Origin of the sequence: Mesorhizobium sp. M0909 (genome assembly GCF_040319515.1) — a bacterium.
GTDB lineage: Bacteria > Pseudomonadota > Alphaproteobacteria > Rhizobiales > Rhizobiaceae > Mesorhizobium.
Map to the genome: position 1 here is coordinate 1 of NZ_JAMYOA010000015.1, position 25,871 is coordinate 25,871.

Genomic DNA, 25,871 nt, shown 5'->3' on the forward strand with positions numbered 1-25,871 from the left:
GTCTCCATCGATTTTGCCGACGGCGGCTTCTACGCCCTGCTCGGTCCCTCCGGCAGCGGCAAGACCACGCTGCTGCGCCAGATCGCCGGCTTCGACTTTCCCGACTCTGGCCGCATTGCGATCGGAGGCGAGAGCGTCGAGCGGGTGCCGGTCGAAAAACGGCGCATCGGCATGGTGTTCCAGAACTACGCGCTGTTTCCCAATATGAGCGTCGCCGACAATGTCGCCTTCGGCTTGTCCGTGCGCGGCGAGCCCAAGGCAGTGATTGCTGCCGAGGTGCAGGGGGCGCTCGACCTCGTGCAACTCGGCAAGCTCGGTGGTCGCCGGCCACACCAGCTCTCCGGCGGCCAGCGCCAACGGGTGGCGCTCGCTCGCGCCATCATCACCAAGCCGCGTGTACTTCTGCTCGACGAGCCGCTCGGCGCTCTCGACAAAGCGCTGCGCGTCGGAATGCAGCTCGAGCTCAAGCGCATCCAACGCGAGATCGGCATTACCACAATCTTCGTCACCCACGACCAGGAAGAAGCGCTGACGATGAGCGACCGCGTCGGCATTCTGCGAGACGGCAAGCTGGTGCAGGAAGGCCCGCCCGAGGAGATCTACAATCGGCCGAAGAGCGAGTTCGCCGCCACCTTCCTCGGCGATGCCAACATTTTTCGTGGCGAGAGCACAGGCAACGGCATCCGGCTGCCGGACGGCACGGCGATTTTCGCTGGATCTGGCGCCAACCTTGCCCCTGGTGCAAAGGCCAGTTGCGCCGTACGGCCCGAACGGATCCGCATCTTCACCGATGCTGCGGCTCCGGATACGGCCAATGCGAACGTGCTGCGGGGGGAAGTGTCGAAACGCATCTTTGCCGGCAATAGCAGCACCTACTTCGTCGAACGTGGCGGACAGATGCTGAAAGTCATCGTGCAGAACACCGGTGCTGACAAGCTGGCGGAGGGCCAGGAAGTGGTGCTGCGGTGGTCGCCGGAGAGTACCGTCCTGATGGCAGCGAGTTAGTCTAGCGGGCGGCCGTGCTAACGGGACGTTGCGATACCTCCCCACCTCCTCTGCCCTACCGAACATTCGTCGCTCATCGTGAGCAAAGAAAACATCCACCGCCAGATATTGGCAGCACTAATTGACATCAGGACAAACCCTTTGCCGTGCAGACCGCCGGCTCACTCACATCTCGCACCAAGAAGCCGCCGGTCCACTTTCGGCCCAAACGCGACGTCTGAATAATGCTTCGGCGATGACCGCTTTTGGCTTTGCTGCTGTTGAGCGACGCCAGCTTTCGCCCAAATCGCCCTCCCCATCATCCCACCACCCTCCCCTGCTCCGCCTCCTCGGCATTCGGATCGCCCGGCGCCGTCGCCCAGGCGAGCTCCACCAGCGTCACCGTCCGCCGGCCAACCCCATCCAGCTGGCAGACGATCAGCCCCTGCTCCTCGATATAGGTCAGCAGGCGCCGGGCGCGGCGCAGCGAGTGCGAGCCATAGGCGCGGGCGATCGCCGCGTCGCTCGGGCAGGGCCACCCCTCCTTGGCCGCGCGGGCGATCATCATGAACACGCCCTGCATATCCTCGGGCAGCAGCGAGGCGCGCGCCGAGACATCTTGCCAGGCGTCATCGTCGGCCATGTCGGAGCCGAGGCCGGCGCGGGCGCGCGTCAGCATGCGGCGGAACGCGGGCAGGTCCGGCACGACCGAGGCGAGGCCCTCTATGCGGCAGCGGACCACGAACTCCTGATAGAGCACGCCGATGACACGGAAGCCCGCGTCGGGTTGCGCCAGCACAGCGCGCAGCACCCGGTCGACACGCTCGCGCCGCTCCGCCAAGTCCTCGGCGCTGATCGGCGGCTCCACCGCTTCGGGGCGGATTTCCAGCGCCGCCGATTTTGCCGCCATCAGCTGATCGAGCAGGTCCGGCGACGACCGGCGCTGCGGCCGGACGGTTTCGGGCGGCGGGGCCGCCAGGATGATCGCGCGCGCGTCCTCCAGTCCCGATTCCGGCAGCGGCATCAGGCGCGGCGTCGCGTTGCGCGGGCTTGTATCGGTCGGGCCGATGCGCAAGCCGAGCGGACGGCGCGACAGCGCCGGGCCGAGCGCCATGAACTGCCCGCGCTCGAGGTCGCGAAAGGCTTCCGCCTGGCGCCGCTCCATGCCGAGCAGGTCGGCGGCGCGCGCCATGTCGATATCGAGAAAGGTCCGGCCCATGAGGAAATTGGAAGCCTCGGCGGCGACGTTCTTGGCAAGCTTGGCCAGCCGCTGGGTGGCGATGATCCCGGCCAGCCCGCGTTTGCGGCCACGGCACATCAGGTTGGTCATGGCGCCGAGAGAGAGCTTGCGCGCCTCGTCCGAAACCTCGCCGGCAACCGCCGGCGCGAACAGCTGCGCCTCGTCCACCACCACCAGCATCGGATACCAGTGATCGCGGGCGACCTCGAAAAGTCCGCCGAGGAAGGCGGCGGCGCGCCGCATCTGGTTCTCGGCGTCGAGCCCCTCGAGATTAAGCACCGTGGAGACGCGGTGGATGCGCGCCCGCTCGCCGGCGCTCTGCAGGCCGCGCTCGGTATGCTCCTCGGCGTCGATCACCAGATGGCCAAAACGGTCGCCCAGTGTCACGAAGTCGCCTTCGGGATCGATGATCGTCTGCTGCACCCAGGGCGCACTCTGCTCCAAGAGCCGGCGCAGCAGGTGGGACTTGCCGGAGCCCGAATTGCCCTGCACCAAAAGGCGCGTCGCCAGCAGTTCTTCAAGATCCAGCGCCGCCGGGGCGCCTGCGCTCGTGTGGCCCATCTCGATCGCAACCGTCATGTCTTCGACTCTCCTTAAGGAGAGGGCTTATCAACCGCATCACAGCCCGTCGAGCGCGCCATGGCCGACGCTCCGTGTTGCGCACAGGCTGGATGCTGCTGACGATCAGGGGATCGCACAGGATTGGAATGAAACGGGCCGTTTCGATTCGATAAGGAGGCGGTGCGGATGTTTCGCAGCCGTTATCCGGAGATCGAGGTGGATCTCATCGGGATGAATTCGCCATTGCTGGAAAGAGCACTCGCCGCCAGCGAGATCGACCTCGGCGTGCTGCATCCCCGCTCTCGACCCCGGAGCTGATCGTCCATGGCCTGCCCGACGAGCCGCTGGTGCTGGCGCTTCCGGCAACACACCGGCTTGCGGCACGCCTTTTACCCACTGTCGTGGCGCCATTCACGAAACGACGAACAACAAAGCTCTCATAATGACTGTATCGATCACTATTTCTGTCGAACGGAACATCCTGGAAAAACTCTCGTTGGGTATAGATCGCGATCCAGCGATGCAACTCGATGGAGACACTAAGATGATGAAAATTCTCTCTGCATCCCTACTTGCTATCGGCCTGGCCACATCTGCCATGGCACAATCAACCGGTTCGGGAACTGGCGGAACTGGTATGAACGGCAATACCGGCGTCGACACGGGCACCGCCGGCAACAGCGGCAACAACGGGACCAGTACCACTACGCCGAACCAGATCGATCCGAATGCAACGAACGCCACCACGCCGCAGACAAACGGTATGGGGGACCGCTGCAAGGATACGGCAGGCAACGACACCGACAACAACACCCCAAGCGGCGCCATGACGTCAGATATGCAGAACTGCAACAAGTAACGGAGTTTTGCTCAGCGGTCGTTTCAGCCCGCTGCCTGGTCCAGACCGGGCACGGGCTCACCATTTTAGATGGACGGCGAGCCGAGGTCGGCTAGCCATACATTTTGTCTCAGCTAGGTCCGCGACAGATGGCGGCCAGCCCGGGACCGGCGGCCGTTCTGCTGATTTTCGCGAAGAGAACTGGTGGAGCCAATCGGAATCGAACCGACGACCTCTTGAATGCCATTCAAGCGCTCTCCCAACTGAGCTATGGCCCCACTCCGGCAGTTCGCCGGCGCCGTTTCCGGCGAAGAGATCCGGCGCGGTTTCTAGACCGCGCCGTTCGTGCAGGCGGCTTCTAACCCCGCCTTAAGTCAATATCAAGCCTTCAACGACCGCTTTTTCTAGGCGGCGCGGCGAAAGCCGGCGAATGCGGTTCGCTCAGACTTCGTCGTCGTCGTCGCCGACGCCGATCATGTCGGCAACGTCGTCGTCTTCTTCCTCCTCGTCGGCAAGGAACGTGTCATCCTCATCATCGCCAAGGTCGACGTCGTCCTCGTCATCGGCGAGATCGGGAAGCTCGTCGGCCTTGGCGTCCTCGTCCGCCTCTTCGAGCGAGACGACCTCGACGCCCTCTTCCTCCTCGGCGTCCACTTCCTTTTCGGCAACTTCCTCTTCTTCCTCGAGGGCGGCGATCTTGCCCTCTTCGAAATAGGAGCGCGGATAGCTCTTGCCCGTGTAAGGCGAGACGATCGGGTCCTTGTTCAAGTCATAGAATTTTCGACCTGTCTCCGGGTCGATGCGTTTGGTGCCAAGTTCGGGTTTTGCCACAGCAAGCCTCGTCGATGAAAGTTTGGTCCCCTTAACCAGAGTTTACGGCGCTGTCAAAGCGAAAAGCCGGCGTCCCAAAAAGCGTGAATTCGAAGGCCTGCGTACCAAGGGGATGACCATTTCGGTCCGCCATGATAGGAGACCGCGCAAACCAGAAGAAAATAGCCGGGCGCCGGCGTTTCCAGGAAAGAACCATGTCGCACGCTGCTGCCCCGAAACAGGCCACCGCCCGCAAATCATCTGGCCTTTCAGGTGCGGCACGGGTGCCGGGCGACAAGTCGATCTCGCACCGCTCGTTCATGTTCGGTGGCCTGGCCTCTGGCGAAACCCGCATCACCGGGCTGCTGGAAGGCGAGGACGTAATGCGTACGGGCGCTGCCATGAAGGCGATGGGCGCTCATATCGAGAAGCATGGCACCGAGTGGGTGATCCGCGGCACCGGCAATGGCGCGCTGCTGCAGCCGGAAGGCCCACTCGATTTCGGCAATGCCGGCACGGGCTCCCGCCTCACCATGGGCCTGGTCGGCACCTATGACATGGAAACCACCTTCATCGGCGACGCCTCGCTGTCCGGCCGGCCGATGGGCCGCGTGCTCGAGCCGCTGCGCCAGATGGGCGTGCAGGTGCTGAAGGCGACGCCTGGCGACCGCATGCCGATCACGCTGCACGGGCCCAAACACGCCGCGCCGATCACCTACCGCGTGCCGATGGCATCGGCACAAGTCAAGTCGGCGGTGCTGCTGGCTGGGCTGAACACGCCGGGCATCACCACCGTCATCGAGCCGGTGATGACGCGCGATCACACCGAAAAGATGCTCAAGGGATTCGGCGCCAATCTGTCGGTCGAGACCGACGAGCGCGGCGTGCGCCACATTTTCATCGAAGGCCAGGGCAAGCTCACCGGGCAGACCATCGCGGTGCCAGGCGACCCCTCCTCGGCGGGCTTTCCACTGGTGGCGGCGCTGATCGTGCCGGGCTCGGACATTACAATCGAAAACGTGCTGATGAACCCGACCCGCACCGGACTTCTGTTGACGCTGCAGGAAATGGGCGCGCGCATCGATATAATCGACCCGCGCAACGAAGGCGGCGAGGACGTCGCCGACCTGCGCGTGCGCTATTCCGAGCTGAAGGGCGTCACCGTGCCGCCCGAACGAGCGCCGACCATGATCGACGAGTATCCGGTGCTTGCCGTGGCGGCCAGCTTCGCCGAGGGCGAAACGCTGATGCTCGGGCTGGAAGAGCTTCGGGTGAAGGAATCCGACCGGCTGTCGGCGGTTGCCAACGGGCTAACGCTCAACGGCGTCGACTGCACCGAGGGCGAGGCTTCGCTCGCGGTGCGCGGAAAACCCGGCGGCAAGGGCCTCGGCCAACACCCCAACGGGAAGGGCACCATCGTCCAGACCCATCTCGACCACCGCATCGCCATGAGTTTTCTGGTGATGGGGCTGGCGACGGAAAAACCTGTGACCATCGACGACCAGGCGATGATTGCTACGAGCTTTCCGGAATTCATGGGGCTGATGAAGGGGCTGGGGGCGGAGATCGAGTGACAGTTGATGGCAATCGCAAACCTTGGAGATTGGGCGCCAACATCCTTCCCTTCGTCATCCTGGGGCGAAGCAAAGAGCGAAGCGACGCGGCGAAGCCCCCAGGATCCATGCCGTGACGTCAGAACATCGCAACGGTGCAGAATTCTGGTTCGCAGCATTCTTCGTCTGATGTTACGGCATGGATCCCAGGGTCTTCGCTCCGCTACGCGATCGCTGCGCCCTGGGATGACGAAGGCGCGGTGGCCTGTTGCCAAGCGGACAAAGGCGGCAGGCAGCCGATGAGCACCCCCTTCAGCATCGCCATTGACGGCCCGGCCGGCGCCGGCAAGGGCACGCTGGCCCGACGGCTGGCCGACCACTACCGGCTGAACCTGCTCGACACCGGCCTTACCTATCGCGCGGTGGCGCATGCGCTGCTCCGGCTCGGCCTGCCGCTCGACAATGTTTCGGCCGCTGAAACCGCGGCCCGGCAGGTCGATCCGGCAAAGCTCGACCGCGCAGTGCTTTCGGCACACGCCGTTGGCGAGGCGGCTTCGAAAGTGGCAGTGATCCCGTCGGTGCGGCGCATCCTGGTCGAGAAACAGCGTGACTTCGCAAGAACACCGCCTGGCGCGGTGCTCGACGGCCGCGACATCGGCACCGTCGTCTGTCCCGATGCCGACGTAAAACTCTATGTCACGGCCAGTGCCGAGGTGCGGGCAAAGCGGCGGCTGGATGAAATCGAGAGCATCGGCGGCACTGCCAATTTCGACGAAATCCTTGCCGATATCGTGCGCCGCGACGACCGCGACATGGGCCGCGTGGACTCGCCATTGAAGCCGGCTGTCGACGCGCACTTGCTCGACACGTCGGAAATGGCTATAGAAGCCGCGTTTCTGGCAGCACGGGCGATCATCGACGACGTCCTGGCCAAGAGAAACAAAGCCTGAGCCTGGGTTTTCCTGCCGCCGCCGATTGCCGGCGACAAAAAGAATTCCCATATCGGGCGTGAACCAGCCTGCCAGCATTCTTCATGCGCCGGAATTGCCGCTCAAGGGCGGCCAAGGGCTTTTTGCCCGGAACGCCGGCAGGCCAACGCAACGCTAACCCACGGCGCCCGTCCCGCGACAGATGCGAGGCATTCCAGGAGAAACTATGTCAGTTGCAAACCCCACTCGCGATGATTTCGCGAGCCTGCTCGAAGAATCATTTTCCGCCGGCCATTCCGGCGAAGGCCAGGTCGTCAAGGGCATCATCACCGCCATTGAGAAGGACATGGCTATCATCGATGTCGGCCTCAAGGTCGAAGGCCGCGTGCCGCTGAAGGAATTCGGCGTCAAGGGCAAGGACACGACGCTCAAGGTCGGCGACACGGTCGAGGTCTATGTCGAGCGTATCGAAAATGCGCTTGGCGAAGCCATGCTGTCGCGTGAGAAGGCCCGCCGCGAAGAGAGCTGGGTCCGTCTCGAAGAGAAGTTCACCAAGGGCGAACGCGTCGAAGGCGTCATCTTCAACCAGGTCAAGGGCGGCTTCACCGTCGACCTCGACGGCGCCGTGGCCTTCCTGCCGCGCAGCCAGGTCGACATCCGCCCGATCCGCGACGTCTCGCCGCTGATGCACAACCCGCAGCCCTTCGAGATCCTCAAGATGGATCGCCGCCGCGGCAACATCGTAGTGTCGCGCCGCACCGTGCTCGAGGAAAGCCGCGCCGAACAGCGTTCGGAAATCGTGCAGAACCTCGAAGAAGGCCAGGTGGTCGAAGGCGTCGTCAAGAACATCACCGACTATGGTGCGTTCGTCGACCTCGGCGGCATCGATGGGCTGCTGCACGTCACCGACATGGCATGGCGCCGCGTCAACCATCCGACCGAAATCCTCAATATCGGCCAGACGGTCAAGGTGCAGATCATCCGCATCAACCAGGAAACCCACCGCATCTCGCTCGGCATGAAGCAGCTCGAGAGCGATCCGTGGTCCGAGATCGGCACCAAGTTCCCGATCGGCAAGAAGATCAAGGGTACCGTCACCAACATCACCGACTACGGCGCGTTCGTCGAGCTGGAGCCGGGCATCGAAGGCCTCATCCACGTTTCGGAAATGTCGTGGACCAAGAAGAACGTGCATCCCGGCAAGATCCTGTCGACAACGCAGGAAGTCGACGTTGTGGTGCTCGAAGTCGATCCGGCCAAGCGCCGCATCTCGCTCGGCCTCAAGCAGACGCTGGAAAACCCGTGGGAAGCCTTCGCGCGCAGCCATCCGGTCGGCAGCCAGGTTGAGGGCGAGGTCAAGAACAAGACCGAGTTCGGCCTGTTTATCGGCCTCGAAGGCGACGTCGACGGCATGGTCCACCTTTCCGACCTCGACTGGACCCGTCCGGGCGAGCAGGTGATCGAGGAGTACAATCGCGGCGACATGGTCAAGGCGCAGGTGCTCGACGTCGACATCGACAAGGAGCGCATCTCGCTCGGCATCAAGCAGCTGGCCAAGGACACGGTCGGCGAAGCCGCGACGTCAGGCGAACTGCGCAAGAACGCAGTCGTCACCTGCGAGGTTATCGGCGTGAAAGATGGCGGTCTGGAAGTGCGGCTGGTCGACAGCGGCATCGAGACCTTCATCAAGCGCTCCGATCTCAGCCGTGACCGCGACGAGCAGCGCCCCGAGCGCTTCACCGTCGGCCAGAAGGTCGACGCCCGCGTCATCGCCTTCGACAAGAAGACCCGCAAACTGCAGGTCTCCATCAAGGCGCTGGAAATCGCCGAAGAGAAGGAAGCGGTCGCCCAATACGGTTCGACCGACTCAGGTGCTTCGCTGGGCGACATCCTTGGCGCCGCGCTGAAGAAGCAGGGCAGCTAAGCCAACACCGCGCTTCGCGTGGGTTATAAACGAAACAAAAGAGCCCCGCCGGAACAATCCGGCGGGGCTTTTGCTTGTGACCTTTTGCTTGTGACGAGCCGCAGGCTCAGGCCCTGCCGTAAAGCGGCACCAGCGTGCCGCTGATGGCCATGTTGGCCGGCGAGGCGAGATAGGCAATGGCCTCGGCGGCCGCTTCAAGGCTGACCCATCTGCTGAAATCTGCGTTCGGCATGTCAGCCCGGTTGGCCGGCGTGTCGAGCGTCGAGGGCGCCACGGCGTTGACCAGGATGCCGTTGCCCTTCAGCTCTTCGGCCATTGCCACGGTCATCGCGGCGACTGCCGCCTTGGCGGCGGCGTAGGCCACCTTGCCGGAGCCGCGCCGCGGGTCGAGCCCGGCTCGCGCGGTGACATTGACGATGCGGCCCGGCACGGAAGATTCCAGCATCGAGCGTATCGCCGCGCGGCAGCACAGGAAGGTGGTGCGGGCGTTGGTGTCCATCATCTCGGCGAAGGAGGCGGGCTCGATCTTCTCGACCGGCGCGGCGGTGAAGCCGCCGGCCAGATGCACCGATGCCCATAAATTCGGAACGCTGGCATAGAAGGCGTCGACCTTGGCAGGGTCGGCGAGGTCGACGTTATGCGCCAGCCTGACGCGGTCATGCGCCGGGAAGGGGAAATGTGCAGGCGCGGCAGCGTGAGCGTTGGGCACATGGCAGATCGCGCCCTGCTCCAGCAGTTTCCCTACGACCGCGCCGCCAAGGGCCCCGGTGCCGCCGGTCACCACGATATGTCTGCCGTCCAGTGTTTCCGTCATATTCGACCGCTCCGTCATTGCGCGCCGCCGATCCGGAAGGTCGCGCCTTTCGCGCGATCACTCAACCGAAATCTCTATGACGTAAGGTCGTCCAGTCGCCCGCGCGCGCCCAAGCGCGTCCGCCAAGCCGCCGGCGCCGGAAATCCGCTCGGCGGCAATGCCGTAGGCTTCGGCCAATTTGCAGAAATCCGGCGGTGCCGGGGAGACGCCGACCGGCTCGACGCCGACGTCGAGCATCGAGGTTTCGATCTCGCGGTAGCCGCGATTGTTCCAGACGGCGAAGATCACCGGCGCCGCAGCGTCGAGCGCGGCGCCCAGTTCCGGCAGGGTGAACTGGAAGCCGCCGTCGCCGGTGAGGCAAACGACCGGCGCCTCAGGCCTGGCAAGGACGGCGCCGATCGCCGCCGCCGGCCCATAGCCGAGCGCGCCGAAGCCGGTGGCCGCGTTGAACCAGCCGGCCGGCCGGTCATGATCGTAATAGAGGTTGGCGGCGTAGACCGGCTGGGTCGAATCGCCGACGATGATCGCGCCAGGCAGCGCATCGCGGATCGTCTCGACGGCGCGCAGTTGCGCCTGCATAGCCGGGCCGATCTCGGCAAAGGCCGCTTGCCGCGTCGCGGCGGCGCGAGCGGCGCCGTCGACCGATTGCGCCTGGCCCGTGCCGAGTTCGGCACCCAGCGCCTCGAGCGCTGCACCGCAATCGGCCTGGATCGAAATCCGGGCCGGCCGGCGGGCAAGCTGGTCGGCGCCGATGTCGATGCGGATCAGGTTGGCAGGCAGGACAAAACCGCCGTCGCCATAGCCATCATAGTCGGTCGGACCGAATTCGGTGCCGGCGGCAATGACCAGATCGGCGTCGGCCATCAGCGCACGCACCGCCTTCAGGCTGGGGCTGGCCGGCACGCCAAGCGGATGGCGATAGAGCAGGCCGCGCGCATTGGCGGTCTGGACGACCGTCGCTCCCAACCTCTCGGCAAGGCGCTGCAACGGCGCTTCGGCCGCTTTGGCGCCGCCGCCGGCCAGGATAAGCGGCCGGCGGGCAGACGCGCACAGCCTTGCCGCCCGGGCAATTGCCGCCACATCCGGCTCGGGCGGCGCTGAATTCCGCAGCAGCGGCACGATGCCGTTGGCAGGCAGGCTCATGACATCGGTCGGGATCTCGATATGCACCGGACCCGGACGCGAGGATGAAAACAGCGCAAAGGCGCGGGCGAGCACGCCGGGCAGCTCGCCGGCGTCGGTGACACGGTGCGAAAACAGCGCCACCTTCTCCATCATGCCGCGCTGGTCTGGCAGTTCATGCAGATGGCCAAGGCCTTTGCCCAGCGTCGGTGTGGCGTTGACGCCCGAGATTACCAGCATCGGCACCGAATCGGCGCGCGCCTGGCCCATGGCGGTGATGGTGTTGGTCAGCCCCGGCCCGGTGATGACGAAGACGATGCCCGGCCTGCCGCTGGCGCGCGCATAGCCATCAGCCATGAAACCGGCGCCCTGCTCGTGGCGCGGCGTGACGTGACGGATCTTCGATCGCGCAAGCCCGCGATAGAGCTCGACCGTGTGTACGCCGGGAATGCCGAAGACTGTGTCGACGCCGTGCGCTTCGAGCAAGGTGATGAGCGCTTCGCCGATGGTCGTCATTGTCTTAGCACCGGGCGTGTGAGGCAGGTCGGGCCGCCCTCGCAGGCAATGCACAGCGCATCGGCCTCGAATGTCGAGACCGTACAGCCAGCGGCCTGCATGGCAGCCGCCGTCTTCGGAAAACCGGCAACGGCGATAACCTGGCGCGGCGCGGTCGGCAGGACGTTGAGGCTGAGCCCATTCGAGGCGAAGAATTCGTCGGCGTCGCCCTCGACCAGCCGAATGCCGCGTTCGCGCAGCATCTGGTGGAAGGCGACCGGCAGGAGGGGCGCATAGACCAGCGCCAGATCGTCGGCGAGCGGGCTGATCACCGACATCAGGTGCAGGCAGGCCTCCTCGCCTTGCCAGAGCGGCAGGTCGAAGCCGTAGACCTGGATACCCTTGGGCGAAAGCAGGTTGGAGAGCTGCTGGATGCCGAGCTGATTGGTGCGCACGCCGCGGCCGACGGCCAGCGTGTTTGCATCCACCCACACGCAGTCGCCGCCCTCGACCTGGCCGGGAGCCTCGATGCGACCGAGGATAGGGATGCCCATGCGCACATAGGCTGCCTCGTGCAAGCCTGGCTCGGGCCGGCGCAGCGCCTTGCCCATAGCGAGGATAACCGCGCCGTGGTCGGTCATCAGCGAGGGATCGTGGGTGAAGACCGAATCGGCAAGCCCGTCATCGGCGTCGCTCAGCCATTCGATTTCGGCGCCTGAGACAGAAATCAGCCTGGCCAGCGCATCATGCTGGGCCGCCGCTTTTTGCGGATCAAAGCCGGGGCCATAGTGCCAATCCAGCGCTTCGGCCCGACGCATAGCGCTGGCGGCGGAGCGCATCAGCACGCGCTGCAGCGTCCCGGCCATCGACTGCGACCCGTATGCTTTGCCCACTAAATTCTCCTGAAACGCGCCCCTCCTGCCAATAGCCACTCGGCAGGCGGTGATCAATGGTCCAAAAAACTGCGGTTGACGGAGACAAGGGGAACGGTCCATCTTGAGAATCGGAACGCTGTCCAGTGACGGGTAATGGGTAAAAAATTCCAGCAAGGACTGCCTCGGTTGCTCCGCGGGGCGCCGCGACGATGACAGCGCCCGTCACCGCCCTGAAGCATCCGGCGCAAAACGGCGCTGCCGAAGCCATCCACGTCGAGAACCTGCACAAGAATTTCGGCAACCTGCACGTACTGAAGGGCGTTTCGCTGTCGGCGCGCGACGGCGAGGTGATCGCCATCATCGGCGGCTCAGGCTCGGGCAAATCCACGCTGCTGCGCTGCATCAACTGCTTGGAGAACCCGACCAGCGGCATCATCCGGGTCAATGGCGAGCAGATCCGGTTGAAGGCCGACAGCCACGGCCACACCGTGCCCGCCGACCGCAAGCAGATCGAACGCATCCGCTCCAAGCTCGGCATGGTCTTCCAGAACTTCAATCTGTGGAGCCACATGACGTTGATCGAGAACGTCATCGAGGTTCCCGTGCATGTGCTCGGCGTCAAGCGCGATGTGGCGATCGGCGAGGCGGAAAAGCTGCTCGCCCGCGTCGGCCTTGCCGAAAAACGCGACGTCTATCCCGCCTATCTGTCGGGCGGCCAACAACAGCGCGCCGCGATCGCCAGGGCCCTGGCCATTAATCCGCGCGTCATGCTGTTCGATGAGCCGACCTCGGCGCTCGACCCGGAGCTGGTCGGTGAGGTGCTGAAGGTGATCGGCGACCTGGCGCGCGAAGGTCGCACCATGGTGCTGGTCACCCATGAGATGAAGTTTGCCCGCGAGGTCGCGACGCACGTCGTCTACCTCCATAACGGGCTGGTCGAGGAAGAAGGGCCGCCGGAACAGATCTTCGGCGCACCAAAATCCGAAAGGCTGAAGCAGTTTCTGCGCAATGTTGGATGACTTGCGAGAAAGCAGACGGGAACGTCAAAGCAAAAATGGGAGAACTGAAAGAAATGAAACCTTTTCTCAAAACGGTGCTCGCGGCCACGCTGATCGCATTGTCGGGTGCATTTTCGGCAAGCGCCGAACAGATCAAGGTGGGATTTTCGCCTGAAGCCTATCCGCCGTTTTACTCGCAGGATGCCTCCGGCAAGTGGGGCGGCTGGGAAGTCGACATCGTCAACGCCATCTGCGGCGAAGCCAAGCTGGATTGCGTATTGACGCCAGTCCCATGGGACGGCCTTATCCCGGCGCTTAAAACCAAGAAGATCGATGCAATCATGAATTCGATGTCCATTACCGACGAACGCAAGAAGGAAATCGACTTCTCCGACAAATATTATAACACGCCGACCGCGGTGATCGGCGCCAAGGATCAGAAATTCGATGCGACGCCAGAGGGGCTGAAGGGCAAGATAGTCGGCGTTCAGGCCTCCACGGTGCACGCCGCCTACGCCAAGAAGCACTTCACCGACGCTGCGGAAATCAAGGAATACCAGACGCAGGACGAGGCAAATCAGGATCTCGCCGCCGGCCGGATCGATGCCACCCAGGCCGATTCGATCGCGCTCGACGCATTTTTGAAGTCGGATCAAGGCAAAGCGTGCTGCGACCTCAAGGGTTATGTCGCACCGGACCTGGAAGTGCTCGGGCCTGGCGTCGGCGCCGGCGTACGCCAAGGCGACACCGAGCTCAAGGATAAGCTCAATGCCGCAATCAAGGCGATCCGAGCCAATGGCAAGTATGCCGAAATCACCAAGAAGTACTTCGACTTCGACATCTACGGCGGCGAGTCGCAGTCCAACTGACGGCAGCGGCATCAAGCCGGGCAGGCCTAGCCGCCATCGTCGCGATGGCACGTCCGGCTTGATACATCATTGGCGCCTCAACCCGGAAGTCCAGGGGGACATAAGCTGAGCGACGTTCTCGCCACCATGTTCGGAGCCAGTTCGCTGGAATTGCTGTCCTTCGAACCGCCGAACGGCAGGGGTCTCAACCTTCTGCACGGGCTGGCAAACTCGGTCGGAATTGCCTTCGGTTCCTTTGGGGTCGGTCTTGTGATCGGCGTCGGCGGCGCCTATGGCAAGCTCTATGGCGGGCCGGTGGTCCGTGACCTGCTGGAAGTCTACACCACAGTGGTCCGCGCCGTGCCCGAGTTGGTCCTGATCCTGCTGCTTTATTTCGCTGGTACCGACCTCATCAACCAGTTGCTTACCGCGCTCGGCTATGCCGCGATCGATATCAACGGGGTTGTCGCCGGCATAGGTGTGCTCGGGGTCGTGCAGGGCGCCTACTCCACCGAAGTCTTGCGCGGCGCGATCCGCGCCATTCCGCAAGGCCAGATCGAAGCCGCCCGGGCGTATGGAATGCCTCCCGGCCTGCTTCTCAGGCGCATAACGCTGCCGGCGATGCTGCCCTTCGCCATTCCGGGCCTGGCAAATCTGTGGCTGATCGCCACCAAGGACACCGCGCTTCTCGCGATCGTCGGCGTTAATGAACTGACCCAAACCACACGGACGGCAGCCGGCGCGACGAAGGCTTATTTCACCTTCTTCATGGCGGCGGGCGCGCTTTATCTCGTCCTGACCCTCGTCTCCAACATCGCTATCGGGCGCGTTGAGCGCTGGGCACGACGCGGCATGCCCTCGATCGCGGGATCGCATTGATGGCCGCCGAAACTCCGGTCATTGACGCCGCCGCACGGGCCTCGCTGTGGATGCAGCCGCACCGCATAGCGCTGATCCTGATCGCGCTGGTTGTCGTAGTGGCATCGATTTTCCTCATGCGCTGGGATTGGCTGCCCGCCTATCTGCCGCTGGCCTTGCAAGGCATATGGCGGACCATCTGGCTGCTTGTGGTAACGTCGGTGCTGGGCATCGCGCTGGCCATTCCCCTCGGCCTTGCGCAGGTGATCGGCCCGCCGATCTTGAGTGTGCCGGCCAAGGTGTTCTGCACGATTATTCGCGGCACGCCGCTGCTGCTCCAGCTCTGGCTGCTCTACTACGGACTGGGTTCGCTGTTTCCGCAATTTCCTTGGATACGCGAGTCGTTCCTCTGGCCCATTCTAAGGCAGGCATGGCCCTACGCCGTTCTTTCTCTGACGATCTCGTGTGCCGGCTATGAAGGCGAAGTGATGCGTGGCGCCTTCGCCGGGGTACCGCATGGCCAACTCGAAGCGGCCCGCGCTTTCGGCATGAGCCGTTGGAAAATCTTCAGGCGCATATGGCTCCCGCAGGCGATCAGCCGGGCACTGCCGACGCTGGCGGGTGAAACTGTTCTCCAGCTGAAAGCAACACCGCTGGTGGCAACGATAACCATGGTCGACATCTACGCCGTAGCCTCGCGGGTGCGCCAGGATCTATTCATCACCTACGAACCCTTGCTGCTTCTGGCGTTGGTCTATATGTCCATCACCGGTATCCTGGTGTTCGGTTTCCGCAGGCTCGAGGCGCGGATCCCGAGCAAGCTAGGCTAAGGCTGTTAAAGTCGCGAATTCAGGGCAGCTGCCATGCAACTCAGTCTCGACCAGGCGACAGGGCTGTGCCGGATGGCCGCACTTGGCGCCGGCGCCAACGAAGAGGCGGCGCAGTCGCTGGCTGCCTCGATCGTCGCGGCCGAGGCTGAAGGACTGTCGACCGTCGGGCTGTCGCACTTCATCGATTATCTCGAAGCACTGGAAGCTGGCCGTATCGACGGCAACGCCGATCCGGTGATCACCAGGCCGGCACTCGCGGTCTATCTTTCCGATGCGCGCGGCGGCTTAGCGCATACCGGTTTCGACCGCACGATCGATGACCTCGCCAAGGCGGCGCGGCTGTTCGGCGTCGCCATCTTTTCGCAGAAGAATGCTTACACCTGCGGCGCGCTCGGCTATTTCACCGGACGGCTGGCCGCGCAGGGATTGGTGTCGTTCGCCGCCACCAACGGCCCGGCCGTGCTTGCCGGCTCAGGCTCGGTCAAGCCGGTCTACTGCACCAACCCGATGTCCTTTGCCGCACCCGCCACGGACGGGGCGCCGCTGGTCATCGACCAGTCGTCGAGCGCCACCGCCTTCGTCAACATCCGCAAGGCGGCCGAGGACGGCAAGAAGATCCCCGAAGGCTGGGCGCTGGACGCCAGCGGCAATCCAACCACGGACCCGGCAGCCGCCATGAAAGGCGCCATGCTTGCCTTCGGCGGCCAGCGCGGCGCCAACATCGCGCTGATGGTCGAGGTGCTGGCTGCGGGCCTGTCGGGCGCCAACTGGTCGCTCGATGCGCCATGGTTCAGCGGCGGGCCGGACAGTCCGGGGACCGGCCTGTTCGTGCTCGCCGTCGAGCCCAAGCTGCTCGATCCGGACTTCGAGAAACGGATGAAGGACCAACTCGACAGGTTGCGGCGGCGCTATGGCGTGCATGTGCCGGGGCGTGCCCGGGCAGAAGCGGCAGAGAAGGCGGCGGCGCGCGGCATAAGCGCGCCGAAAGCCGTGGTGCAACGCATTTCCGAATTCGCCGCGCGCTATTCGTCCTGAAGGAATTCATTTGTCGGATGAGCGGCTGAGGAGGCCGGCCGATCCGGGAGCGCGAGCCTACTTCCCGCAATGATGATCGTTGATGACGTTCACCGCATTCGCGTCCGGTCCTACCCTGTTGTAGGAGCAGGGTTCGGCGGCCGTCGTGAACAGGTGGTTGTCATAGTAGCGCGGGCCACCGAACAGAATGTCGATGATGTCGCCGTTGGCGGGAACGTAGCGATCGGGTTGCGCTTGGTGGTGATGCCGGTTTGCCGCGAATGCCGAGGCACCAATGCTGCAGCCTGTTGCGAAAGCCAGAGCGAAGATCGCAACGCGTTTTGTCGTCATCGGCAATATCCTCCATTCGGAATCAAATCATACATCTAAAATCGCCTACCGAACAAAGGTTCCTGTTCCTAATGGAGTTGCCGTAAAGCCGGGCCTCGACGGCGTTTCTGCCATTTCGAACGGATCCGGAAAATCATGCTTCAACAGTGCCGGGCGACCTATGGTCGCCCTTTGCCTTTGGCGCGAAACCGACTATGAAACGGCTTCAATCAAGCCATCTGGATAGCCCGCCGGAGCCAGCCATGACCGAAATCCTTCAGACCCCAAAGCTCGTCGTCGTTTTCGGCGGCTCCGGCTTTGTCGGTCGTCATGTCGTGCGGGCGCTGGCCAAGCGCGGCTACCGCATCCGGGTCGCCTGCCGCCGGCCCGATCTCGCCGGTCATTTGCAACCGCTTGGCAATGTCGGGCAGATCCAGCCGGTGCAGGCCAATGTCCGGGTGCGCTGGTCGGTCGACCGCGCCGTGCAAGGCGCCGACCATGTCGTCAATCTGGTGGCGATCGCGCATGAGGCCGGCCGGCAGAAATTTACTGCCGTCCACGAGTTCGGCGCGCGCGCTATTGCCGAAGCGGCGCGCGCCGTCGGCGCCGGCCTCACCCACATCTCGGCTCTGGGAGCGGACCTCCACGCGCAATCGGACTACGCGCGTACCAAGGCGCTCGGCGAAAAGGCCGTTCTTGAGACGGTCCAAGACGCCGTGATCTTGCGGCCATCGATCAATTTCGGGCCGGAGGACGGTTTCTTCAACCGCTTTGCCAACATGGCCCGCTTTTCCCCAGTGCTGCCGCTGATCGGCGGCGGGCAGACGAAATTCCAGCCGGTCTATGTCGGCGACGTCGCCGAGGCGGTGGCGCACTCGGTCGACGGCAAGGTCCAGGGCGGCCGGATCTATGAACTCGGCGGGCCGCAGGTGCTTACCTTCAGGGAGTGCATGCAAGAGCTGCTTGTCATCATCGAACGCAAGCGTTTTTTGCTGCCCGTGCCATGGTGGCTGGCGAACCTCCAGGCATCAATTCTCGGGCTGCTGCCCAATCCATTGTTGACCAAGGACCAGGTCCTGCTGTTGCGCCAGCACAATGTCGTGTCGGATGACGCCGTCAAGGACAACAGGACGCTTGCCGGCCTCGGTATCCAGCCGCGTTCGATCGGAACCATCCTGCCAAGCTATCTCTGGCGCTACCGCGCCGCCGGCCAGTTCCAGCGCAAGTCCGCCGTGTAACACGAACGGACGTCCGGTTGCCTACGGCGCGCGCCTGGTGACCTGCATCGGCAGCCCGCCTTGCGGCTGCGTCGTCAGCTTCTGCACCGGCCAGGGTCGGGTTTGCGCGGTGGTATCGAAACGATAGCGCGAAAGCATGATCGCCAACGCGATGATTGCCTCCTGCATGGCGAAGCTGGCGCCGATGCAGACGCGAGGCCCGGCGCCGAACGGCAAATACTGGAAACGGTCGATCTTTTCGCGATTCCCCGGATGGAAGCGTTCCGGCATGAAAGCGTCCGGCCGGTCCCACAATTTCCGATGGCGGTGGACGACCCACGGCATCACCAGCACCGCGGCACGCCGCGGTATGTAGAGGCCGTTCCAGGTTTCGGGCTCGATCGGTTCGCGGTTGATCGACGGCGCCGGCGGATAGAGCCTGAGCGCCTCGTCGAAGGCGGCGCGTGTCAGCGGCATGGCGTCGAGCCATTTCGTCGGGTCGGGCTCACGCGCCAGCACCGCATCGATCTCGTGCTCGATCTTTTCGCGCTCCCACGGCGCTTCGGCAAGGCAGTAGAGCGTCCAGCCGAGGGCCCTGGCCGTAGTCTCGTGGCCAGCGCCGATGAAGGTGATGATGTTGTCCTCGACCTCGGACCGGGTTAGCCCGCCCGGTCCCTCCGCCCGCAACAGCAGCGTGAGAAAATCCTGCGGCACCGTGTCCGGAGCACGCCTCAACCGCGCCTCGCGCATCTGCACCGTGTCGGTGACGATCTTGCGGAAGTAGGCCATGGTCTTGCGGCCGCTGATGCGGGTCAGGCGCGGCAGCCAGTCGGGCGCACGCAAAAGGTCGAGCGGATCGACCCGACCCATGGTCTCGAACAGGCGGTCGATCTCCTTGGCAAAGCTGCCCGGCTCGCCTGAAATCTCACCGGAAAACAGCGTCTCGGCCAGGATGTCAAAGGTAAGCAGCGTCATGTCGTGAGCGATGTCGAACGTACCGCCGCCCTCGTAGCGCATGACGAACTCCCGCGTGCGCCTCAGCATCGGCTCGGCAAAACCGAAGATATGGCGCGGCGTGAACACCGGCGCCATCGCCTTGCGTGAACGCCTCCACACCTCGCCCTCGGCGGTCAGCAAGCCGTCGCGCAGGATCGGCCGCAGGATCAGCTGGCGAACCGTCGCCATCTTGTAGTTCTTGGCGTTATCGACCAGCACGTGGCGAATGAGACCGGGATCGTTGGCGATGACCAGCGGCCCACCGATACCGGTCACCGAAATCCAGGGCTCGTTATAGGTCGGCTCGCCCCACAGCTCGAGCGGATTGCGGTAGACGATGCGGATCATCTCCAGCGTCGAGGGCGGCGCTGTGCGCGGCTTCGGCGCCGGCGGGACGAAGGGGACGGGCTGACTGTCCATGGCTTACTCCGCTGACACCTCAATGTAGTGGCGGGCAAGGCAGGCGTCCATGTGACTGGACGACAAGGCGAAGCATCCGCTCTCTGGAATGTGACCAGGGCACCGGAAAGTGCCTGCTTGCTGTGTCCGGCTGCGTGTCTTAGGTGGCAGCACCACAGATGTCAGAAACCGGCGGGAGCCTGCCTTGAAGCACCAGTTGAACGTCATCATCGGCAGCACGCGGCCGGGCCGCGCCGGACCGGTTTTCGCAAAGTGGCTGGAGAGCTTTGCGCGCGAACACGGGAAATTCGAGCCGGTGCTCACCGATATCGCCGCCTTCAACCTGCCGGTGTTGGACGAGCCGCATCATCCGAGACTCGGCAAATACGAAAACAGCCACACGAAAGCCTGGTCGAAAGCAATCGACGCCGCCGACGCATTCGTCTTCGTAGCGCCGGAATACAATTATTTCGCCGCTCCGGCGATCGTCAACGCGGTCGACTACCTGCTCAGGGAATGGCGATACAAGCCGGCCGCCATCCTCAGCTATGGCGGTGTCTCCGGCGGCTTGCGAGCGGCGCAGGCGGTCAAACCGTTGCTGACCGCGGTCGGCGTCATGCCGATCCCGGAGGGCGTAGCGCTGCCGATGTACCAGAAGCTGCTCGACGAGACCGGCGCCTTCCTGCCCAGCGAGCAGGTGCTCGGCGGGGCCAGGACCATGCTGGACGAGTTGTTCCGCTGGAGCGAAGCGCTGAAGCCGATGCGGGTCGGCTGACAACGCGAACGGCCGAGCTTGCCGATGCCATAACTTGCTCATGCCATAAAGAGATGGAATGCTCCGGCAAACGACCGGGCCGGGGCGGTTCGATTTGCGTCTTCTGTTTGCCTTGCTGCTGATCCTCTCGACGGCCTCCGCTGCCATGGCGGAGCGGCGCGTTGCGCTGGTCATCGCCGAGAACGACTACCGGCTGATCCGGCCGCTCGCCAATCCCGTCAACGACGGCGAGGTGATGGAAACGGTGCTGAGGAAACTCGGCTTCGAGGTCTTCCTCGAAACCAACCGCGACCTGCGGCGCATGCGCCGGGCGCTCGACGATTTCCGCGAGGATGCCAAAGGCGCCGACGTGGTAGTAGTGTTCTTTTCCGGCCATGGCGTCGAGATCGCCGGCGAGAATCGGCTCCTGCCGGTCGATGCAGACGCGTCGTCGCTCGATGCGCTGGAAAAGACCAGCCTGCCGCTGGAGGAGATCCGCACGACCGTCGCCGCCACCAGCAAGGTCGGACTGATCGTGCTTGATGCCTGCCGCAGCGATCCGTTTGCGGCTACGGGCGGCGAAGGCCGCGGCGCAACGGCGCTGGCAAAAGAGGTCGGCGTCAAGGTCCGGCCGGGTCTTGGCCGCGTCGGGCGGGCAGAAAACATTCTGTTTGCCTTCTCGGCGGCACCCGGCGAGACGGCCGCGGATGGGACCGGCCAGAATTCGCCGTTCACCGCAGCATTGACGAAATATCTCGGCACCGATGGACTCGAGATCCGCTCCGTGCTGACGCTCGTGCAGCAGGAGGTCTACGACCTCTCGCGCGGCAAGCAATTGCCCTATGTCGAGAGCGGCCTGCCGCAGCTGTTCTTTGCCACGACAGCCAAGGAGAAACTGCCCGAGCGCGAACGCTTGTTGCTCGCCATGGCCGAGGTGACGCCTCAGATGCGCGGCGAGGTGGAGAAGATCGCCAGCGACGCCGACATGCCGCTGGCACCGCTCTATGGCGCGTTGATCAGTTCCGATTCCGGCCACCTTTCCGCTGACAGTCTGAACGCCAGGCTGCGTGAGGCAGCCGACGCCTTCGTCAAGGTGCGACGCGAAATGCAGACGCTTGGATCCGACGATCTGCGGGTGGCAGCGTTGCGCCGGCAGGCCGAAGAGCAGCTTTCGCTGGGAGCGTTCGATGCGGCGCGCAAAAAGCTCGCCGAGGCAGCCGAGATCGATAATGTCTCGCGCAACGCTTTGAAGGCCAATTTCGTCAGCCGCACGCTCTCCGAGGCCGCAACGCGCTATCTGTCCGGCGGGGCGGCGCGCGCCGACCTCGACTACGCCACAGCCATCAGGGACTATGAGTCGGTGCTCGCGCTTTATGGCGAAGCCGGACAGGTGGTGCTGTCGCTCGACGATGCCGACCGCTTGATCCGCACGCTGGACGAACTCGGCAAGCTCTATACCACGGTCGGCAATATCGATGCGGCCGGCCGCGCCTTCGAAGCGCTGCAAGCCGATCTCGAACGGCGGTTGCATCATGAAACCGATCTCAACGTGAAGCGCGACTTCGCCGTCAGCCACGTCAAGCTCGGCAATGTGCGGATGGCGCAAGGCAATCTGCCGACAGCGCTGCAGAATTATGAGACCGCCAAGACCATTCTGCAGGGCCTGACCGAGGCAGAACCGGACAATCTGGAGTGGTTCGGCGACCTCGCCATGGCCGACGACAAGATCGGCAACGTACTGGCGACGCAAGGCGATCTGGCCGGCGCCGCAGAGGTCTACCAGGAAAGTCTGTCGATCAAGAAACAGCTCGCCGCCGGAGAGCCCGACCGTGCCGAACTGCAGCGCGACCTGACCATCACCTACGATGAGATCGGTCACCTTGCCCATGTCGCAGGCCAACTGGACAACGCACAGGCGGCCTATGAAGAGAGCCTGAAGGTGCGGCTGGCGCTGGCGGCGGACAAACCGGGAGACGCCGACCGGCAGCGTGACGTCTCGGTCAGCCACGATACGATAGGCGACCTGCTGCGCGAACGCGGCGACGCCGCCGGGGCGCTGGCGGCTTACAGGGAAGGCCTCGCGATCGTCAAGCACCTGGCGAAACGCGATCCGGACGACACCGAGCTGAAACGCGACCTGTCGGTCGGCAACGCCAAGATCGGCAATGCGCTGAGCGACCAGCAGAATTGGCCTGCGGCACTTTCGGCTTATCGTGAGGCACTTTCGCAGGCCAGCGCGCTCGCCGTCGGCGACCCGAACAACACCGAATGGCAGCGCGACCTGTCCGTCTGCCTCGAGAAGGTCGCCGGCGTCCTGGCGATACAGGGCGACCACAAAGGCGCGCTGAAAGCCTATCTGGACAGTTACGCGATTGCGCAGCGGCTGGCCAAGCTCGATCCGGCCAATTCCGACTGGCAGCGTGACTTGTCGATAACGCTGTCCGAAGTCGCCACCCTGCGCCTAAAGCAGCGCGACGTCAGCGGAGCCCGGCAAGCCTATCAGGACAGCCTGGCCATTCGCGAGAAACTTGCCCGGTCCGATCCGGACAACGCCACCTGGCAGCGCGACCTGGTGGTCGCCTATATCGACTACGCGCAAGTCGCTAAGGATCCGAAAGCCGTGCTTTCCAAGGCGCTCGACATGACGCTCGAGCTCGACCGAAGCGGGCGGTTGGCGCCGCGATACAAATTCATGATCAAGTTCCTGCGTCAGCGGCTGGCCAGGATCGAAGCCAAGCGCCAGTAGCCGGCCGACGTGACTGTCATTCCGTCCGGAAATGCCTGCAAACCTTGGAAAAACCGCCTTTTGCGCCTATATCTACGACATTAGAAATGCGCGATTCGAAGCCGATTTTTCGCGCTCTGCACACGGCATCAATCAGACAGGTTTTCATGAGCGAACAGACCGACATCGCCAACGGCGTTGAAGCCGAATACGGCGCCGATTCCATCAAGGTTTTGAAGGGCTTGGATGCCGTTCGCAAGCGGCCGGGCATGTATATCGGCGATACCGACGACGGCTCGGGCCTGCACCACATGGTTTATGAAGTCGTCGACAACGCCATCGACGAAGCCCTGGCCGGCCATGCCGACCTGGTGACGGTGACGCTCAATCCGGACGGATCGGTGACGGTCATCGACAATGGCCGCGGCATTCCGACCGATATCCACACCGGCGAAGGCATTTCGGCGGCCGAAGTGATCATGACGCAGCTGCATGCCGGCGGCAAGTTCGACCAGAACTCCTACAAGGTGTCGGGCGGCCTGCACGGCGTCGGCGTGTCGGTCGTCAACGCGCTGTCGGCCTGGCTGAAACTGAAGATCCGCCGCAACGGCCAGATCTACGAGATGAGCTTCACGCATGGCAATGCCGACGCGCCGCTGCGCGTCACCGGCAGTTATGAACAAGACAAGGTCCCCGGCACCTATGAAGGCCGCAGCGGCAGCGAAATCATGTTTTTGCCGTCGTCCGAAACCTTCACCATGGTCGAATTCGACTACGGTACGCTGGAGCATCGGCTGCGCGAACTCGCCTTCCTGAACTCCGGCGTGCGCATCGTTTTGACCGATGCCCGCCATGCCGACATCGTGCGCCATGAATTGCACTACGATGGCGGCCTCGAAGAGTTCGTCCGATATCTCGACCGGACGAAAAAGCCGTTGCTCGACAAGCCGATATCGATCCGCGCCGAGCGCGACGGCATCACGGTCGAAGTCGCTATGTGGTGGAACGACAGCTACCACGAGAACGTGCTGGCCTTCACCAATAACATCCCGCAACGCGACGGCGGCACGCATCTGGCAGGCTTTCGCGGTGCGCTGACACGCCAGATAACCGGCTATGGCGACTCTTCGGGCCTGACCAAGAAGGAAAAGGTGGCGCTGATCGGCGACGATTGCCGTGAAGGGCTGACGGCGGTGCTGTCGGTCAAGGTTCCCGACCCGAAATTCTCCTCGCAGACCAAGGACAAGCTGGTGTCGTCCGAGGTCCGTCCGGTGGTCGAAGGACTGGTCAACGAAGCGCTCGGCACCTGGCTCGAAGAGCACCCGACCGAGGGCAAGGCGGTCATCGAGAAGGTCATCCAGGCCGCGGCCGCGCGTGAAGCCGCGCGCAAGGCACGCGACATTACCCGCAAGAGTTCGCTCGGCGTCACCTCGCTGCCCGGCAAGCTGGCCGATTGCCAGGAGCGCGATCCGGCAAAATCGGAGATCTTCATCGTCGAGGGCGACAGCGCCGGCGGCTCGGCCAAGGGCGGCCGTTCGCGCCAGAACCAGGCTATTCTTCCGCTGCGCGGCAAGATCCTCAATGTCGAGCGCGCCCGCTTCGACCGTATGCTCGGCTCCGACATGATCGGCACGCTGATCACTGCGCTCGGCACCTCGATCGGCAAGGACGAGTTCAATGCCGACAAGCTGCGATACCACAAGATCATCCTGATGACCGACGCCGATGTCGACGGCGCCCACATCCGCACCTTGCTGCTGACCTTCTTCTTTCGCCAGATGCCGGAACTGATCGAACGCGGTCATCTCTACATCGCGCAGCCGCCGCTCTATAAGGTGACGCGCGGGAAGAGCTCGCAATACATCAAGGACGAAGCCGCCTTCGAGGAATTCCTGATCGGCTCCGGGCTGGAAGAAGCGTCGCTTGCGCTCAGCACGGGCGAGGTGCGGGCCGGGCAGGACCTGCGCAGTGCCATCGACGACGCCTTGGCTGTCCGCCAGCTCATCAACGGATTGCACACCCGCTATAACAGAGGCGTGGTCGAGCAGGCAGCGATTGCCGGCGCGCTCAACCCGGAGATCTTCACCGACCTCGGCCGCGCCAATGAGACGGCCGAGCGTGTTGCCCGCCGTCTCGACATTATCGCCGAGGACACCGAGCGCGGCTGGATCGGCCGCATGTCGACCTCGAACGAGGGCATTGGCGGCTATGTCTTCGAGCGAACGGTGCGCAGCGTCAAGGAGTTCGCACATCTCGACCTGGCGCTGATCAATTCCGCCGACGCACGCCAGCTCGACCGCTATGCGCCGCGTCTGGCGGAAATCTATGGCGAGCCGCCGGTGCTGCGCCGCAAGGATGTCTCGGAAACCATTTCGGGGCCGCTGGCACTGCTCAATGCCGTGTTTGCCACCGGCCGCAAGGGCCTCACCATGCAGCGCTACAAGGGCCTTGGCGAAATGAACGCCGAGCAGCTCTGGGAAACGACGCTTGACCCGAATGTGCGCTCGCTCTTGCAGGTCAAGGTCAATGACGCAACGGATGCGGACAGCTTGTTTTCGCGGCTGATGGGCGACGAGGTCGAGCCCAGGCGCGAATTCATCCAGGAAAACGCGCTGTCGGTCGCCAATCTGGACATCTGAGCCACGATCTCAGATACCCAGCCAGCAGGCATGAAGTGCATTGGTGCGCCTTGGCGCACCGATGCCGACTGTTGCAAGCAACAGAGATCAGCAGGACCGCCGGAACGGAAAGGCTTTC

At 63.8% G+C, this 25,871-nt stretch carries 22 protein-coding genes and 1 tRNA gene; 15 read left to right on the forward strand and 8 right to left on the reverse strand.

Annotated features, from left to right (window positions below; all coding sequences use genetic code 11):
• The coding region (locus tag NKH83_RS21810) for an ABC transporter ATP-binding protein (RefSeq protein WP_352807372.1) at positions 1-1,005 on the forward strand (1,005 nt) is incomplete at its 5' end.
• A gap of 298 nt (positions 1,006-1,303) precedes the next feature.
• Here NKH83_RS21810 and NKH83_RS21815 read toward each other — a convergent pair.
• On the reverse strand, positions 1,304-2,803 hold the full coding sequence (locus NKH83_RS21815; protein WP_352691798.1) for a helicase HerA domain-containing protein: 1,500 nt from the start codon (positions 2,801-2,803) through the stop codon (positions 1,304-1,306).
• Between the two features lie 168 nt (positions 2,804-2,971).
• On the opposite strand from NKH83_RS21815, the gene NKH83_RS21820 reads away from it, so the two are divergent.
• On the forward strand, positions 2,972-3,103 hold the full coding sequence (locus NKH83_RS21820) for a type 2 periplasmic-binding domain-containing protein (protein WP_352649808.1): 132 nt from the start codon (positions 2,972-2,974) through the stop codon (positions 3,101-3,103).
• 124 nt (positions 3,104-3,227) lie between these two features.
• Complete coding sequence (locus NKH83_RS21825) at positions 3,228-3,644, forward strand: hypothetical protein (RefSeq protein ID WP_352480699.1); 417 nt, start codon at positions 3,228-3,230, stop codon at positions 3,642-3,644.
• Between the two features lie 181 nt (positions 3,645-3,825).
• Here the strand turns inward: NKH83_RS21825 and NKH83_RS21830 are convergent.
• Positions 3,826-3,901: transfer RNA gene (locus NKH83_RS21830), tRNA-Ala, on the reverse strand.
• 163 nt (positions 3,902-4,064) lie between these two features.
• A complete protein-coding gene (locus tag NKH83_RS21835; RefSeq protein WP_254816066.1) occupies positions 4,065-4,454 on the reverse strand; it encodes a TIGR02300 family protein in 390 nt (129 codons plus the stop codon).
• 194 nt (positions 4,455-4,648) lie between these two features.
• Between NKH83_RS21835 and aroA the strand changes: the two genes are divergently transcribed.
• The 3 genes from aroA to rpsA all read left to right on the forward strand — a co-directional run bounded on the left by aroA (position 4,649) and on the right by rpsA (position 8,839).
• The gene (gene aroA, locus NKH83_RS21840) at positions 4,649-6,007 is read left to right on the forward strand and encodes a 3-phosphoshikimate 1-carboxyvinyltransferase (protein WP_352649809.1); all 1,359 of its coding nucleotides are present in this window, start codon (positions 4,649-4,651) and stop codon (positions 6,005-6,007) included.
• A gap of 278 nt (positions 6,008-6,285) precedes the next feature.
• Positions 6,286-6,936, forward strand: a complete 651-nt coding sequence (cmk, locus tag NKH83_RS21845) for a (d)CMP kinase (RefSeq protein ID WP_352807376.1) — start codon at positions 6,286-6,288, stop codon at positions 6,934-6,936.
• Between the two features lie 205 nt (positions 6,937-7,141).
• Positions 7,142-8,839, forward strand: coding sequence for a 30S ribosomal protein S1 (gene rpsA, locus NKH83_RS21850; RefSeq protein ID WP_023676278.1), 1,698 nt, complete (start codon positions 7,142-7,144; stop codon positions 8,837-8,839).
• Between the two features lie 106 nt (positions 8,840-8,945).
• Here rpsA and NKH83_RS21855 read toward each other — a convergent pair whose 3' ends face one another.
• From NKH83_RS21855 to NKH83_RS21865, 3 genes are read right to left on the reverse strand one after another with little or no spacing between them, the layout of a single operon-like run.
• The gene (locus NKH83_RS21855) at positions 8,946-9,653 is read right to left on the reverse strand and encodes an SDR family NAD(P)-dependent oxidoreductase (RefSeq protein WP_352800196.1); all 708 of its coding nucleotides are present in this window, start codon (positions 9,651-9,653) and stop codon (positions 8,946-8,948) included.
• 57 nt (positions 9,654-9,710) lie between these two features.
• Entirely contained in the window at positions 9,711-11,291 is a 1,581-nt protein-coding gene (locus NKH83_RS21860; protein ID WP_352807379.1) for a 5-guanidino-2-oxopentanoate decarboxylase, read from the reverse strand.
• On the reverse strand, positions 11,288-12,136 hold the full coding sequence (locus NKH83_RS21865) for a dimethylarginine dimethylaminohydrolase family protein (protein ID WP_352807567.1): 849 nt from the start codon (positions 12,134-12,136) through the stop codon (positions 11,288-11,290). Before NKH83_RS21865 ends, NKH83_RS21860 begins: the two co-directional genes overlap by 4 nt.
• Positions 12,137-12,354: 218 nt before the next feature.
• Between NKH83_RS21865 and NKH83_RS21870 the strand changes: the two genes are divergently transcribed.
• The 5 genes from NKH83_RS21870 to NKH83_RS21890 all read left to right on the forward strand — a co-directional run bounded on the left by NKH83_RS21870 (position 12,355) and on the right by NKH83_RS21890 (position 16,714).
• Positions 12,355-13,164 carry an ABC transporter ATP-binding protein gene (locus NKH83_RS21870; protein ID WP_352807382.1) on the forward strand — a complete coding sequence of 270 codons (810 nt, stop codon included), beginning with the start codon at positions 12,355-12,357 and terminating at the stop codon, positions 13,162-13,164.
• 53 nt (positions 13,165-13,217) lie between these two features.
• Entirely contained in the window at positions 13,218-14,012 is a 795-nt protein-coding gene (locus tag NKH83_RS21875; RefSeq protein WP_254816059.1) for a transporter substrate-binding domain-containing protein, read from the forward strand.
• A gap of 126 nt (positions 14,013-14,138) precedes the next feature.
• Complete coding sequence (locus tag NKH83_RS21880; protein WP_254816058.1) at positions 14,139-14,870, forward strand: ABC transporter permease; 732 nt, start codon at positions 14,139-14,141, stop codon at positions 14,868-14,870.
• Positions 14,870-15,679: an ABC transporter permease gene (locus NKH83_RS21885; RefSeq protein ID WP_352807385.1), complete on the forward strand. Its 810-nt coding sequence runs from the start codon at positions 14,870-14,872 to the stop codon at positions 15,677-15,679. The genes NKH83_RS21880 and NKH83_RS21885 overlap by 1 nt, the downstream gene beginning before the upstream one ends.
• Before the next feature lie 33 nt (positions 15,680-15,712).
• The gene (locus NKH83_RS21890) at positions 15,713-16,714 is read left to right on the forward strand and encodes an Ldh family oxidoreductase (protein WP_352807387.1); all 1,002 of its coding nucleotides are present in this window, start codon (positions 15,713-15,715) and stop codon (positions 16,712-16,714) included.
• A 57-nt stretch (positions 16,715-16,771) separates the two neighbouring features.
• Here NKH83_RS21890 and NKH83_RS21895 read toward each other — a convergent pair whose 3' ends face one another.
• Positions 16,772-17,044 carry a hypothetical protein gene (locus NKH83_RS21895; RefSeq protein ID WP_352650046.1) on the reverse strand — a complete coding sequence of 91 codons (273 nt, stop codon included), beginning with the start codon at positions 17,042-17,044 and terminating at the stop codon, positions 16,772-16,774.
• A 242-nt stretch (positions 17,045-17,286) separates the two neighbouring features.
• On the opposite strand from NKH83_RS21895, the gene NKH83_RS21900 reads away from it, so the two are divergent.
• Positions 17,287-18,261 (forward strand): complex I NDUFA9 subunit family protein, encoded by a 975-nt coding sequence (locus NKH83_RS21900; protein WP_352700878.1) that lies wholly within the window; start codon positions 17,287-17,289, stop codon positions 18,259-18,261.
• A gap of 21 nt (positions 18,262-18,282) precedes the next feature.
• Here the strand turns inward: NKH83_RS21900 and NKH83_RS21905 are convergent, their stop codons facing one another.
• Positions 18,283-19,656 (reverse strand): cytochrome P450, encoded by a 1,374-nt coding sequence (locus NKH83_RS21905; protein WP_352807391.1) that lies wholly within the window; start codon positions 19,654-19,656, stop codon positions 18,283-18,285.
• Positions 19,657-19,840: 184 nt separating this feature from the next.
• Here NKH83_RS21905 and NKH83_RS21910 point away from each other — a divergent pair, with 184 nt between their 5' ends.
• The 3 genes from NKH83_RS21910 to gyrB all read left to right on the forward strand — a co-directional run bounded on the left by NKH83_RS21910 (position 19,841) and on the right by gyrB (position 25,753).
• Complete coding sequence (locus NKH83_RS21910) at positions 19,841-20,410, forward strand: NADPH-dependent FMN reductase (protein ID WP_352800622.1); 570 nt, start codon at positions 19,841-19,843, stop codon at positions 20,408-20,410.
• Between the two features lie 58 nt (positions 20,411-20,468).
• The gene (locus NKH83_RS21915; protein ID WP_352480096.1) at positions 20,469-23,135 is read left to right on the forward strand and encodes a caspase family protein; all 2,667 of its coding nucleotides are present in this window, start codon (positions 20,469-20,471) and stop codon (positions 23,133-23,135) included.
• A gap of 146 nt (positions 23,136-23,281) precedes the next feature.
• Positions 23,282-25,753: a DNA topoisomerase (ATP-hydrolyzing) subunit B gene (gyrB, locus tag NKH83_RS21920; protein ID WP_352480095.1), complete on the forward strand. Its 2,472-nt coding sequence runs from the start codon at positions 23,282-23,284 to the stop codon at positions 25,751-25,753.
• Positions 25,754-25,871: the final 118 nt, after the last annotated feature.